Raw genomic sequence first — 13,686 nt, forward strand, 5'->3', positions numbered from 1 at the left:
TTAACCTGAACGACGACGATTACGTGGTGCACCGCTGCGGCGCGGGCCATTGCCGGAACGCGCACGCGTCAGGCGTTTCGCGGGTGGCAGATCACTTAGCAGAGCATCCGGGTTGTACTTGCTCACCGGAATAGAGTGTCCTATGTAGGTTTCAATCGCCGGCAGGTTCAGTGCGTATTCTTCACACGCCAGGCTGATAGAGTGACCACTGGCGCCAGCGCGACCGGTACGACCAATACGGTGGACGTAGTCTTCACAGTCGTCCGGCAGATCGTAGTTAAATACATGCGTTACCGCCGGGATATGCAGACCGCGCGCCGCAACGTCAGTCGCGACCAGAATATCCAGATCGCCGCGGGTAAATTCATCCAGAATACGCAGGCGCTTCTTCTGTGCGACATCGCCCGTCAGCAAACCAACACGATGACCGTCTGCGGCAAGACTACCCCAGATATCTTCACAACGGTGTTTGGTATTGGCAAAGATGATAGCGCGATCCGGCCACTCTTCTTCGATTAAGGTTTGTAGCAGACGCATCTTCTCTTCATTCGAAGGGTAGAAGAGTTCTTCTTTAATACGGTGGCCTGTTTTCTGCTCTGGTTCGACTTCAACATACTCGGCGTTGTTCATCTGCTCGAAGGCCAGTTCGCGTACACGGTAAGAGAGCGTTGCGGAGAAAAGCATATTCAGACGCGCAGTTGCTGGCGGCATGCGGCGGAACAACCAGCGGATATCTTTGATAAAGCCCAGATCGTACATGCGATCGGCTTCGTCGAGAACCACGACCTGAATCGCGCCCAGGTTAATATGGTTCTGTTTTGCGTAATCGATAAGGCGACCGGTGGTGCCGATAAGAATATCGACGCCGCTCTCAAGCACTTTTAACTGCTTGTCATAACCGTCGCCGCCATAGGCCAGGCCCAGCTTCATGCCGGTAGATTGCGCCAGCGGTTCCGCATCAGCGTGGATTTGCACAGCCAATTCACGGGTTGGCGCCATAATAAGCGCGCGCGGCTGATTCACCTTGCGATCATCAATCGCCGGATGAGAAAGAAGATAATGAAACGTTGACGTTAAAAACGCCATCGTTTTGCCAGTACCGGTTTGCGCCTGCCCTGCTACATCACGACCTTCCAGCGTCAGCGGAAGGGCCAGTGCCTGTATGGGCGTACAATTATGAAACCCTTTAGTTTCAAGGGCTTCAATCACCTTAGGGTGCAGGGCGAAGTCGGAAAACTTCTGTTCAGTTAAATGTGTTTTGCTCATAGTGTGGTAGAATATCAGCTTACTATTGCTTTACGAAAGCGTATCCGGTGAAATAAAGTCAACCTTTAGTTGGTTAATGTGGCATCAACACGTTGTTGTTTTATGCTACACCAACATACCAGGCTTATTCCTGTGGAGTTATATATGAGCGATAAAATTATTCACCTGACTGACGATAGTTTTGACACGGATGTACTCAAAGCGGACGGGCTGGTTCTCGTCGATTTCTGGGCAGAGTGGTGCGGTCCGTGCAAAATGATCGCCCCGATCCTGGATGAAGTCGCTAGCGAATACGAAGGTAAACTGACCGTCGCGAAGCTGAATATCGACCAGAATCCAGGTACTGCGCCGAAGTACGGTATCCGTGGTATTCCGACCCTGCTGCTGTTCAAAAACGGCGAAGTGGCTGCGACCAAAGTGGGCGCGCTGTCTAAAGGGCAACTGAAAGAGTTCCTGGACGCTAATCTGGCGTAACTCCTCGAATCTCAGCCGGTGCGCCAGCCTTCTAAATTATGTGGATCGCTGGACGCCCGGCTTCAGTCGTGCTAATTTAGTTTTGACTTCGTTGTAAACATACCTTGTAGTTTGAATCTTGTTTTACCCGACGCTTCCCGTTGAGCTTAGCCTCGCGAGAGAAGTGGATAGATTCCGGGCTTGTCACTTTTCCGTCTTGTCGTTTCAGTTCTGCGTATTTACCTTTGACCAGGCAGCGATTGGACATAAGTGATGGCCGTTAACAGGCATGGATGACCCTGCCATACCATTCACAACATTAAGTTCGAGTTTTACCCCGAGTTTAAGAACCCACACCACTATGAATCTTACCGAATTAAAGAATACGCCGGTTTCTGAGCTGATCACTCTCGGCGAAAATATGGGGCTGGAAAACCTGGCCCGTATGCGCAAACAGGACATTATTTTTGCCATCCTGAAGCAGCACGCAAAGAGTGGCGAAGATATCTTTGGCGACGGTGTGCTGGAGATTCTGCAGGATGGATTTGGTTTCCTCCGCTCCGCAGACAGCTCCTACCTCGCCGGTCCTGATGACATCTACGTATCCCCCAGCCAAATCCGCCGTTTCAACCTCCGCACTGGTGACACCATTTCTGGTAAGATTCGTCCTCCGAAAGAGGGTGAACGTTACTTTGCATTGTTGAAAGTTAACGAGGTTAACTACGACAAGCCGGAGAACGCGCGTAACAAGATTCTGTTTGAGAACTTAACGCCGCTGCACGCGAACTCTCGCCTGCGCATGGAACGGGGTAACGGTTCCACCGAAGATTTAACGGCACGTGTGCTGGATCTGGCTTCGCCAATTGGTCGCGGTCAGCGCGGTCTGATTGTTGCACCGCCGAAAGCCGGTAAAACGATGCTGTTGCAGAATATTGCGCAGAGCATTGCCTACAACCACCCGGATTGCGTACTGATGGTTCTGCTCATCGACGAACGTCCGGAAGAAGTGACCGAGATGCAGCGTCTGGTGAAAGGCGAAGTTGTTGCTTCCACCTTCGACGAACCAGCATCTCGTCACGTTCAGGTTGCGGAAATGGTGATTGAGAAGGCGAAACGCCTGGTTGAGCACAAGAAAGACGTTATCATTCTGCTTGACTCTATCACTCGTCTGGCGCGTGCATACAACACCGTGGTTCCCGCTTCCGGTAAAGTATTGACCGGTGGTGTGGATGCCAACGCCCTGCACCGTCCGAAGCGTTTCTTCGGTGCTGCGCGTAACGTTGAAGAGGGCGGCAGCCTGACCATTATCGCTACTGCCCTTATCGATACCGGTTCCAAAATGGACGAAGTTATCTACGAAGAGTTTAAAGGCACCGGTAACATGGAGCTGCATCTCTCTCGTAAGATCGCTGAAAAACGCGTCTTCCCGGCAATCGACTACAACCGTTCCGGTACCCGTAAGGAAGAGCTGCTTACCACGCAAGAAGAGTTACAAAAAATGTGGATCCTGCGCAAAATCATCCATCCGATGGGTGAAATCGACGCAATGGAGTTTCTCATTAATAAGTTGGCAATGACGAAGACGAATGATGAATTCTTCGACATGATGAAGCGCTCTTAATAGAAATAAAGCCAGGAAACGCCACGTTTTTACGTGGCGTTTTTCTTTTATGGACTATACGCTATATGCATTGGGACAGGCACCGTCCGCTACAGGCCAGCTCAACACAAATACCTAAGCAATCAATATCCTGATTGCTTAAGAAACATACTAAAACGCCTGTGAATGACCTGCTTTCTTCTTTTTGGAGTGAGGCATCGTCGTTATACTGCCAGGATTAACATTCGCTGAGAGCATGCATTGTGAATTTACTCACTGCGTTTACTGAATTATTCAGTATTTTCTTATTCACGACCGCGTTTTTATTCTTCGCCCGAAAAGTAGCGAAGCGCGTCGGTCTGGTGGATAAGCCCAACTTTCGTAAACGGCATCAGGGTTTGATTCCGCTGGTTGGGGGTATCTCAGTTTTCGCAGGTATCTGCTTCACTTTCGGTATTGCTGATTACTACATTCCCCATGCGGTCTTGTATCTGCTCTGCGCCGGGATTCTGGTGTTCGTGGGAGCGCTTGATGATCGCTACGACATCAGTGTCAAAATTCGCGCAATGATTCAGGCGCTTGTTGCGATAGTTATGATGTCGGTCGGTAAACTCTATCTCAGTAGCCTGGGCTACATCTTTGGTACCTGGGAAATGGTACTGGGGCCGTTTGGTTATTTGCTGACACTCTTTGCCGTCTGGGCTGCCATTAACGCTTTCAACATGGTTGATGGCATTGATGGTTTGTTGGGGGGGTTGTCCTGTGTCTCCTTTGCCGCTATCGGCATCATCTTATGGTTTGACGGTCAAATCAGCCTCGCGATGTGGTGTTTTGCCATGATTGCCGCGATCCTCCCGTACATTATGTTAAACCTCGGCGTACTGGGAAGGCGCTACAAAGTTTTTATGGGCGATGCCGGCAGCACCTTTATCGGTTTCACACTTATCTGGATTTTGCTCGAAACTACGCAGGGTAAGACCCACCCTATTAGCCCGGTTACCGCATTGTGGATTATCGCAATCCCATTAATGGACATGGTGGCGATCATGTATCGTCGCTTGCGAAAAGGGATGAGTCCGTTCTCAGCGGACCGTCAGCATATTCACCATCTTATTATGCGTGCCGGGTTTACCTCGCGGCAGGCCTTTGTGTTGATCACACTTGCGGCGGCGTTGCTGGCGTCGGTTGGCGTGTTAACCGAGTACCTCCACTTCATTCCTGAATGGGTGATGTTGGCATTATTTTTGCTATCCTTTTTCTTATATGGCTACTGCATCAAACGCGCATGGAAAGTGGCGCGGTTGATAAAGCGTGTGAAGCGCAGAATGCGCCGTAATAGCGGTCAAAAACCAACCTTAACCAAGTAAATCTGGGAAAGCGATGACTCAACCATTGTCGGGAATACCTACAGCGGGTACGGAAAACGAGCTGGATATTCGTGGTCTGTTTCGTACTTTATGGGCCGGGAAATTATGGATTTGCGGGATTGCGCTACTTTTTGCGTTAATCGCCTTAACCTGGACGTTCTTTGCTCGTCAGGAGTGGGGGGCTACAGCCATCACCGATCGGCCCACGGTAAATATGTTGGGTGGGTTTTATTCACAGCAACAATTCCTGCGTAACCTGGACGTTAAGGCGAATCTCGCACCTGTAGACCAGATTTCTGTCATGGATGAGGCGTATAAAGAGTTTGTGATGCAACTGGCGTCATGGGATACACGGCGTGACTTCTGGATGCAGACAGACTATTTCAAGCAGCGAAAAGTCGGCAACAGCAAAGCAGACGCCGCCATGCTGGATGATTTAATCAACTACATCCAGTACACGCCGGGAGATGTTACGCGCAACCTTAACGACAATGTCAAGCTGACGGCTGAAACTGCGCCTGATGCTAATAATTTGCTGCGCCAGTATGTGGCTTTTGCCAGCCAGCGCGCTGCACGCCATCTGAACGATGAGCTTAAAGGGGCGTGGGCGGCTCGTACGATTCAAATGAAAGCGCAGGTCAAGCGTCAGGAAGAAGTTGCCAATAGCCTTTTCAAGCGTCGCGTGAGCAACGTCGAGCAGGCGCTGAAGGTGGCAGAAGAACACAATATCTCCCGTAGTGAAACAGAAGTACCGGCGGATGAATTGCCGGATTCGGAAATGTTTTTATTAGGTCGCCCGATGTTGCAGGCGCGCCTGGAAAATTTGCGTGCGGTAGGGCCTGAGTACGATCTGGACTACTTCCAAAACCGAGCCATGCTTAATACGCTGAATGTGGGCCCTACGTTTGATCCCCGTTTTCAGACTTATCGATATTTGCGCACACCTGAAGAACCGGTAAAACGCGACAGCCCGCGTCGTGCCTTCCTTATGATCATGTGGGGTGTGGTGGGGGCCCTCATCGGAGCTGGTGTTGCATTAACGCGTCGTCGATCATTTTGACACGCAGTCTAAGATGAAGGCTTCGTGCCTTCATTACCTAATCGAAGAGAATCGTTGTGAAAGTACTGACCGTATTTGGCACACGACCAGAAGCCATTAAGATGGCGCCTCTGGTACACGCGCTGGCAAGGGACCCTGATTTCGACGCGAAGGTATGCGTCACTGCGCAGCATCGGGAAATGCTCGATCAGGTATTGAATCTTTTTTCTATTGTTCCGGATTATGACCTGAATATTATGCGGCCCGGGCAGGGGCTGACAGAAATTACTTGTCGTATTCTGGAAGGGCTTAAACCTATCCTGGAATCTTTCCGTCCCGATGTCCTACTGGTTCACGGCGACACGACAACCACTATCGCCGCAAGTCTGGCTGCGTTTTACCAGCGCATTCCTGTCGGGCATGTGGAGGCAGGGTTGCGTACGGGAGATCTGTCATCGCCATGGCCGGAAGAGGCCAATCGCACGTTAACTGGTCATCTGGCGCTGTACCATTTCGCGCCGACGGAAAACTCCCGCCATAACTTGCTGCGTGAAAACGTCGCGGATAAACATATTTTTGTTACCGGCAATACCGTTATTGATGCGCTGTTTTGGGTGCGTGATAGTGTGCTGAACAACCCTTCACTTGAGGAAGAGCTGGCGTCACGTTATCCCTTCCTTGATAACAACAAAAAACTGATTCTGGTTACCGGACATCGTCGGGAGAGTTTCGGTCTCGGCTTTGAACATATCTGTCATGCGCTGGCGGAAATTGCCTCCCAGCATGACAATGTGCAGATTGTTTATCCGGTACACCTTAATCCTAATGTCAGCGAACCAGTGAACCGTATTCTCGGTCATGTGGAAAATGTCACGCTGATAGAACCGCAAGACTATTTGCCCTTCCTGTGGTTAATGAATCGCGCCTGGCTGATTCTCACTGACTCCGGTGGTATTCAGGAAGAAGCCCCTTCGCTTGGTAAGCCTGTTCTGGTGATGCGTGACACCACAGAACGTCCGGAAGCCATTGAAGCCGGAACCGTCAGGTTAATTGGTACAGACAGCCTGCGTATCGTTGAAGAGGTATCACGCCTGCTTTATGACAATGATGCCTGGCAGGCCATGAGCCGTGCGCACAATCCGTACGGAGACGGGCAGGCCTGTGGTCGAATTTTGCATGCACTAAAAAACAATCGGGTAACACTATGAGTTTCAAAACGATTTCCGTCATTGGCCTTGGCTATATTGGACTGCCAACTGCGGCGGCTTTCGCCTCACAGCAAAAAGAAGTGGTAGGGATTGATATCAATCCTCATGCCGTGGAGACCATTAATCGCGGGGAGATTCATATTGTTGAGCCTGAACTGGACAAGGTCGTCAAAACCGCTGTTGAAAGCGGCTGGCTACGTGCCAGCACGACACCGGTAGCAGCAGATGCCTATTTGATTGCCGTTCCGACCCCTTTTAAAGGCGAACATGAGCCGGATATGACATTTGTTGAAGCAGCGGCAAAATCCATTGCGCCCGTGCTGAAAAAAGGATCGCTGGTTATCCTTGAATCAACATCGCCAGTCGGGGCGACGGAACAAATGGCAGACTGGCTGGCTGCGGCTCGCCCGGACTTAACTTTCCCGCAGCAGGCGGGAGAGCAGGCAGATATCAATATTGCCTATTGCCCGGAGCGTGTATTGCCAGGCCAGGTCATGGTTGAGCTTATCAAAAATGACCGGGTTATTGGTGGTATGACGCCCGTATGCTCGGCACGCGCCAGCGAGCTGTATAACATTTTTCTTGAAGGCGAGTGTGTGGTGACGAACTCCCGTACCGCTGAAATGTGCAAACTGACGGAAAATAGCTTCCGTGACGTCAACATCGCGTTTGCCAATGAATTGTCGCTCATTTGCGCTGACCAGGGCATTAATGTCTGGGAACTGATTCGTCTGGCAAATCGCCACCCGCGCGTGAATATTCTGCAGCCCGGCCCCGGCGTTGGCGGTCACTGTATTGCCGTTGATCCGTGGTTTATCGTGGCACAGAACCCACAGCAGGCCCGCCTGATTCGAACCGCACGTGAAGTGAATGACAGTAAGCCACACTGGGTAATGAACCAGGTTAAAGCAACCGTCGCCGATTGTCTGGCAGCAAGTGATAAGCGCGCCAGCGACGTAAAAATTGCCTGTTTTGGTCTGGCATTTAAACCCAATATTGACGACCTGCGAGAAAGCCCGGCAATGGAAATTGCCCACAGCATAGCCCAGTGGCATAGCGGCGAAACGCTGGTGGTAGAGCCGAATATTCATCAGTTGCCCCCCCGCCTGGCAGGCCAAAGCATGCTGGTCAGCCTCGAGGATGCAATGTCGCAAGCTGATGTGCTGGTCATGCTGGTCGATCACAAAGAATTCAAAGCTATCGCGGGCGATAATGTGCGCCAGCAATATATTGTTGATACCAAAGGCGTATGGCGCTGAGGTCACTTCCCATGACACTACATGGCAATATCGACGAACTGGCATGGGAAAGTGAATTCTTTGGTCTGCGCAGCGCCATCGTGCGTTTGCAGGACGATGGCCCGGTGCTTAATGCTTCTGCTTTCGACAGTTGGCCGCGTATACAGGCAAAAATCTCCGCATCCAGTGCGCAACAACTTGATGCGTTGCAGCAACTTGGCTTTCGACTGGTTGAAGGTGAAGCTGATTTCGCATTATCGGTTCCGGTACAGGTCGTCGATCCACAGGCACAGACGGCAGTAACAGGCGATATCGCCCCGTTGCGTCAGATGGCGGCGATAATGTTCAGCCAGAGCCGATTCCGCGCGCCCTGGTATCCCGAAGATGCCAGCGGGCGTTTTTACGCGCAATGGATTGAAAACGCGGTGAAAGGCGTATTTGACCATGAATGTCTGCTATTTCGCGGAACAAATGGCGATATCGAGGCTTTTGTCTCCATGCGTCAACTCGATGCACAGGAAGCCCGGATTGGTTTGCTGGGCGGGCGCGGCGCGGGCGAAAAACTGATGCAGGCAGCCTGTTATTGGGCACAACAGCGGCAGCTTAAGACAATTCGTGTGGCGACTCAGATGGGCAACCTTGCGGCTATCAGACGCTACACTCGCAGCGGTGCGATAATGGAAAGTACCGCCTACTGGTTATACAGGTGACTCTATGATCCCTTTTAATGCCCCTCCTGTGGTGGGAACGGAACTCGACTTCATGCAGTCGGCGATGAGCAGCGGCAAGCTGTGCGGTGACGGTGGTTTTACCCGTCGCTGCCAGCAGTGGATGGAACAGCGTTTCCATAGCCCGAAAGTGCTACTGACCCCCTCCTGTACCGCATCACTGGAGATGGCGGCACTGCTGCTGGATATTCAGCCTGGCGATGAAGTGATCATGCCAAGCTATACCTTTGTTTCTACGGCTAATGCTTTCGTACTGCGTGGCGCGAAGATCGTCTTTGTGGATATCCGCCCGGATACGCTCAATATCGACGAAACCCGTATTGAAGAGGCAATCACCGAAAATACCCGTGCCATTGTGCCGGTTCATTATGCCGGCGTGGCCTGTGAAATGGACACGATTATGGCCATTGCCAAACGGCATGACCTGTTTGTGGTGGAAGATGCCGCGCAGGGAGTGATGTCCACCTATAAAGGCCGGGCGTTGGGTACTATCGGGCATATTGGCTGCTTTAGCTTCCATGAAACGAAAAACTATACTGCGGGTGGCGAAGGCGGCGCGACGCTGATTAATGATCGCGCGCTGATTGAGCGTGCGGAAGTCATCCGCGAAAAAGGGACTAACCGTAGTCAGTTCTTCCGTGGGCAGGTGGATAAATACACCTGGCGCGATATTGGCTCGAGCTATCTGATGGCGGATTTACAGGCGGCTTATTTATGGGCGCAGCTTGAAGCAGCAGATCGTATCAATCAGCAACGTTTGTCCCTGTGGCAAACCTATTTCGACGCATTGTCGCCGCTGGCACGTGCCGGGCGGATTACGCTGCCATCGATCCCCGAAGAGTGCGGTCATAACGCCCATATGTTTTATATCAAACTGCGTGATGAAGAGGATCGCAGCAAGCTCATCGCCTTCCTGAAAGAGGCCGAGATTCTCTCTGTGTTCCATTATATTCCGCTACATGCATCACCTGCCGGGGCGAAATTTGGTGAGTTCCACGGTGAGGATCGTTATACGACGCAGGAAAGTGAGCGTTTGCTTCGTCTGCCTCTGTTCTACAATCTCGCCCCTGTTAACCAGCGTACCGTGATTAACACGCTACTGAGTTACTTCCGCTAACATGTCGCTGGCAAAAGCTTCTGTCTGGACGGCGGCAAGTACGCTTGTCAAGATTGGCGCCGGGTTACTGGTGGTCAAATTGCTGGCGCTGGCCTATGGTCCCTCCGGGGTTGGGCAGGCGGGTAATTTTCGTCAGTTGATCATTGTGCTGGGTGTGCTTGCAGGTGCGGGTATCTTTAATGGCGTGACGAAATTTGTCTCCCAACACCATGACGACCCCTCGCGGTTACGCGAGGTTGTCGGCACGTCTTCAGCCATAGTACTGGGCTTCTCCATGCTGCTGGCGCTGATCTTTTTGTTGGCGGCGGGCCCTGTAAGTCGCGGTTTGTTTGGCCATGCCGATTATCAGGGGCTGGTGCGGCTGGTGGCGCTGGTGCAAATGGGAATTGCCTGGGCGAACCTGCTGCTGGCGGTGATGAAAGGTTTTCGCGATGCGGCGGGTAACGCGCTGTCACTGATTATAGGCAGCGTGGTGGGAGTGGCCGCCTGGTATCTTTGCTATAAATTGGGTGATTATCAGGGGGCGTTGCTGGGTATGGCGCTGGTGCCTGCGCTGGTGGTCTTCCCGGCAATGCTATTGCTGGCGCGCCGTAGCCACGTCCCGTTAAGCTATTTTCGCCCGCGCTGGGATAACGGACTGGCCGGGCAACTCAGCAAATTCACCCTGATGGCGCTTATTACCTCAGTCACGATCCCGCTGGCCTATGTGATGATGCGAAACCTGCTGGCTGCCCATTACAGCTGGGATGACGTGGGAATCTGGCAAGGGGTAAGCAGCATCTCCGATGCTTATCTACAATTTATTACCGCCTCGTTTAGCGTCTATCTGCTACCTACTCTCTCGAGGCTCGCCACAAAACAGGACATTACCCGTGAGATCGTGAAGTCACTGCGCTTTGTATTACCAGCAGTGGCTGCTGTGAGTTTCTGTGTATGGTTGTTGCGTGACGTGGCGATCTGGCTGCTCTTTTCTGACAAATTTATGGCGATGCGTGACCTGTTTGCCTGGCAACTGGTGGGGGACGTATTGAAAGTGGGCGCTTACGTTTTTGGTTATCTGGTTATCGCGAAAGCCTCGCTGCGGTTTTATATCCTGGCGGAGGTGAGCCAGTTTGTATTGCTGACCTTTTTTTCCCGCCTCCTGATCCCGGCCCACGGTGCGGCAGGAGCGGCACAGGCCTATATGGCAACCTACATTATTTATTTCGCCCTCTGTTGTGGCGTGTTTTTACTCTGGCGTAGACGGGCATGACGGCACTCATACACGTACTGGGATCGGATATCCCTCATCATAATCAAACCGTGCTGCGTTTCTTTAATGAACATCTCGCAGCAACGGGCATTCATGCCCGTGAATTTATGCTCGCCGGGCAGGATAATGGCATGAGTGAGGCTTATCCTGACCTGCATCTGCATTTTTATGGTAGTAAACAGGCGCTGGCGAAGGCAGTTATTGCCAAAGCGCAGGCCAACAGGCAGCAGCGTTTCTTTTTTCATGGTCAATTCAACACGGGTATCTGGCTGGCACTGTTACGCGGGGCGATTAAGCACTCACAATTTCACTGGCACGCCTGGGGTGCCGATCTGTATGAGGTCTCCCGTAGTCTGAAATTCCGCCTGTTTTACCCGTTGCGGCGTCTGGCACAGGGAAGGGTTGGCACTATTTTCGCGACCCGTGGCGATCTGGCCTGGTTCGCAGACCAACACCCGGATGTACGCGGTGAGTTACTGTACTTTCCAACGCGTATGGACCCGGCACTCAACACTCTGGGCTATGAAATTCAGCGCGAGGGCACGTTGACGCTCCTGGTAGGGAATTCCGGCGATCCGAGCAATGAACATATCGCAGCCTTAAAAGCGATTCATCGCCAGTTTGGCGATACGGTAAACATTATTGTGCCAATGGGCTACCCGGCAAATAACGAAGCCTACATTGAGCAGGTTCGTCAGGCCGGGCTCGCACTGTTTAGCCCGGACAATTTGCGTATCCTTAACGAGAAGATGGCATTTGATGATTACCTGGCGCTGTTGAGCCAGTGCGACCTGGGCTATTGTATCTTCGCGCGCCAGCAAGGGATCGGCACGCTGTGTCTGTTGATTCAGGCAGGAGTGCCCTGTGTGCTAAACCGCAAGAACCCGTTCTGGCGGGATATGGTGGAAGAAGGCGTTCCGGTGCTGTTCACCGATGATATGCTGAATGAAGCGGTCATTCGTGAGGCGCAGCGTCAGTTGCTGGTGGTCGACAAAGACGGTATCACCTTCTTTAGCCCAAACTTTATTGCACCCTGGCACCAGGCGTTGCGTATTGCCGCAGGGGAGGCGTGATGAGTCCGCTTGAATTCAGTGGGTTGCTGATCATCTGGCTGCTGGCGACGTTGTTTATCGCTACGCTGACGTGGTTTGAGTTCCGCCGCGTGCGCTTTAATTTCAATGTCTTCTTTTCATTGCTGTTTTTGCTAACGTTTTTCTTCGGTTTTCCATTGACCAGTATTCTGGTGTTTCGCTTCGATGTTGGCGTGGCACCGCCAGGCGTTATGCTACAGTCATTGCTGGCTGCGGCCTGTTTTTACGGTGTTTACTATGTGACGTATAAAACGCGGTTGCGTGCGTCATCCCGTGTGGACGCGCGCCGTCCTCTGTTTACCGTAAATCGGGTGGAAACGCATTTAACCTGTGCGATGCTGATGATTCTTGCGCTGGTAAGCGTGGGGATCTTTTTCATGCATAACGGCTTTTTACTGTTCCGTCTGCATTCTTATAGCCAGATTTTTTCCAGCGAAGTCTCCGGTGTCGCGCTCAAGCGGTTCTTCTATTTCTTCATTCCCGCCATGCTGGTGGTCTATTTTCTGCGTCAGGATGGACGGGCGTGGCTGTTTTTCCTGGTCAGTACCGTGGCGTTTGGCCTGCTGACCTACATGATTGTGGGCGGGACGCGCGCGAACATCATCATTGCTTTCGCTATCTTCTTGTTTATCGGGATTATTCGTGGCTGGATTTCGCTGTGGATGCTTGCAGCGGCAGGGGTGATGGGCATTGTCGGCATGTTCTGGCTGGCGCTTAAACGCTACGGGCTCAATGTCAGCGGCGATGAGGCGTTTTATACCTTCCTGTATCTCACCCGCGATACCTTCTCGCCCTGGGAGAACCTGTCGTTGCTGCTGCAGAATTACGACAAGATCGATTTCCAGGGGTTAGCCCCGATAGTCCGTGATTTCTATGTCTTTATCCCCACCTGGTTGTGGCCTTCACGCCCGGGCATTGTATTGAATTCGGCCAACTATTTTACGTGGGAAGTGTTGAATAACCACTCGGGTCTGGCGATTTCTCCAACCCTGATTGGCTCACTGGTGGTGATGGGCGGTGTCTGGTTTATTCCGCTGGGCGCGGTAGTGGTCGGGCTGATTATCAAGTGGTTTGACTGGTTGTATACCCTTGCCAACCGGGAGACCAACCGCTACAAGGCCGCCATTTTGCACAGCTTCTGTTTTGGTGCCATTTTCAATATGATCGTGCTGGCGCGTGAAGGGCTGGATGCATTTGCTTCTCGAGTGGTCTTTTTCCTCGTCATCTTTGGCGCCTGCCTGCTGATGGCGAAACTGTTGTACTGGCTTTTTGATAGTGCCGGGTTGATTAACAAGCGCGGCACCTCTCTGTCGCAGGTCTGACTAAG

12 protein-coding genes are annotated in these 13,686 nt (G+C 52.0%); 11 read left to right on the top strand and 1 reads right to left on the bottom strand.

All coding sequences use genetic code 11. From position 1 onward, the window contains the following. Positions 1-1,266, bottom strand: coding sequence for an ATP-dependent RNA helicase RhlB (rhlB, locus tag AAIG39_RS19970; protein WP_090088421.1), 1,266 nt, complete (start codon positions 1,264-1,266; stop codon positions 1-3). 144 nt (positions 1,267-1,410) lie between these two features. Here rhlB and trxA point away from each other — a divergent pair, with 144 nt between their 5' ends. From trxA to wzyE, 11 genes are all read left to right on the top strand, one after another. Then, positions 1,411-1,740, top strand: a complete 330-nt coding sequence (trxA, locus tag AAIG39_RS19975) for a thioredoxin TrxA (protein ID WP_039077011.1) — start codon at positions 1,411-1,413, stop codon at positions 1,738-1,740. A 340-nt stretch (positions 1,741-2,080) separates the two neighbouring features. Beyond that, positions 2,081-3,340 (top strand): transcription termination factor Rho, encoded by a 1,260-nt coding sequence (gene rho, locus AAIG39_RS19985; RefSeq protein WP_023479599.1) that lies wholly within the window; start codon positions 2,081-2,083, stop codon positions 3,338-3,340. Between the two features lie 242 nt (positions 3,341-3,582). Then, positions 3,583-4,686, top strand: a complete 1,104-nt coding sequence (gene wecA / locus AAIG39_RS19990) for a UDP-N-acetylglucosamine--undecaprenyl-phosphate N-acetylglucosaminephosphotransferase (RefSeq protein ID WP_090088423.1) — start codon at positions 3,583-3,585, stop codon at positions 4,684-4,686. A gap of 13 nt (positions 4,687-4,699) precedes the next feature. Continuing rightward, on the top strand, positions 4,700-5,746 hold the full coding sequence (gene wzzE, locus AAIG39_RS19995) for an ECA polysaccharide chain length modulation protein (protein WP_090088425.1): 1,047 nt from the start codon (positions 4,700-4,702) through the stop codon (positions 5,744-5,746). Between the two features lie 56 nt (positions 5,747-5,802). Continuing rightward, positions 5,803-6,933, top strand: coding sequence for a non-hydrolyzing UDP-N-acetylglucosamine 2-epimerase (gene wecB, locus AAIG39_RS20000; RefSeq protein WP_343194569.1), 1,131 nt, complete (start codon positions 5,803-5,805; stop codon positions 6,931-6,933). After that, positions 6,930-8,192, top strand: a complete 1,263-nt coding sequence (wecC, locus tag AAIG39_RS20005; RefSeq protein ID WP_090088429.1) for a UDP-N-acetyl-D-mannosamine dehydrogenase — start codon at positions 6,930-6,932, stop codon at positions 8,190-8,192. Before wecB ends, wecC begins: the two co-directional genes overlap by 4 nt. 11 nt (positions 8,193-8,203) lie before the next feature. After that, entirely contained in the window at positions 8,204-8,881 is a 678-nt protein-coding gene (gene rffC / locus AAIG39_RS20010) for a dTDP-4-amino-4,6-dideoxy-D-galactose acyltransferase (RefSeq protein ID WP_343194570.1), read from the top strand. Positions 8,882-8,885: 4 nt separating this feature from the next. Next, positions 8,886-10,016, top strand: coding sequence for a dTDP-4-amino-4,6-dideoxygalactose transaminase (gene rffA / locus AAIG39_RS20015; RefSeq protein WP_090088433.1), 1,131 nt, complete (start codon positions 8,886-8,888; stop codon positions 10,014-10,016). 1 nt (position 10,017) lies between these two features. Continuing rightward, entirely contained in the window at positions 10,018-11,268 is a 1,251-nt protein-coding gene (wzxE, locus tag AAIG39_RS20020; protein ID WP_249572465.1) for a lipid III flippase WzxE, read from the top strand. Continuing rightward, positions 11,265-12,341: a TDP-N-acetylfucosamine:lipid II N-acetylfucosaminyltransferase gene (locus AAIG39_RS20025; protein ID WP_343194571.1), complete on the top strand. Its 1,077-nt coding sequence runs from the start codon at positions 11,265-11,267 to the stop codon at positions 12,339-12,341. Before wzxE ends, AAIG39_RS20025 begins: the two co-directional genes overlap by 4 nt. Further along, on the top strand, positions 12,341-13,681 hold the full coding sequence (gene wzyE, locus AAIG39_RS20030) for an ECA oligosaccharide polymerase (RefSeq protein WP_343194572.1): 1,341 nt from the start codon (positions 12,341-12,343) through the stop codon (positions 13,679-13,681). Before AAIG39_RS20025 ends, wzyE begins: the two co-directional genes overlap by 1 nt. The last annotated feature ends 5 nt before the right edge of the window (positions 13,682-13,686 follow it).

Origin of the sequence: Phytobacter palmae, assembly GCF_039409775.1 — a bacterium.
In the GTDB taxonomy this organism is placed as follows: Bacteria; Pseudomonadota; Gammaproteobacteria; order Enterobacterales; family Enterobacteriaceae; genus Phytobacter; species Phytobacter palmae.

Bases quoted from the DNA above. Each gene is read 5' to 3' on its own strand.
- rhlB (WP_090088421.1), bottom strand. From the start codon at position 1,266: ATGAGCAAAACACATTTAACTGAACAGAAGTTTTCCGACTTCGCCCTG.
- trxA (WP_039077011.1), top strand. From the start codon at position 1,411: ATGAGCGATAAAATTATTCACCTGACTGACGATAGTTTTGACACGGAT.
- rho (WP_023479599.1), top strand. From the start codon at position 2,081: ATGAATCTTACCGAATTAAAGAATACGCCGGTTTCTGAGCTGATCACT.
- wzzE (WP_090088425.1), top strand. From the start codon at position 4,700: ATGACTCAACCATTGTCGGGAATACCTACAGCGGGTACGGAAAACGAG.
- wecC (WP_090088429.1), top strand. From the start codon at position 6,930: ATGAGTTTCAAAACGATTTCCGTCATTGGCCTTGGCTATATTGGACTG.
- rffC (WP_343194570.1), top strand. From the start codon at position 8,204: ATGACACTACATGGCAATATCGACGAACTGGCATGGGAAAGTGAATTC.
- rffA (WP_090088433.1), top strand. From the start codon at position 8,886: ATGATCCCTTTTAATGCCCCTCCTGTGGTGGGAACGGAACTCGACTTC.
- wzxE (WP_249572465.1), top strand. From the start codon at position 10,018: ATGTCGCTGGCAAAAGCTTCTGTCTGGACGGCGGCAAGTACGCTTGTC.
- AAIG39_RS20025 (WP_343194571.1), top strand. From the start codon at position 11,265: ATGACGGCACTCATACACGTACTGGGATCGGATATCCCTCATCATAAT.
- wzyE (WP_343194572.1), top strand. From the start codon at position 12,341: ATGAGTCCGCTTGAATTCAGTGGGTTGCTGATCATCTGGCTGCTGGCG.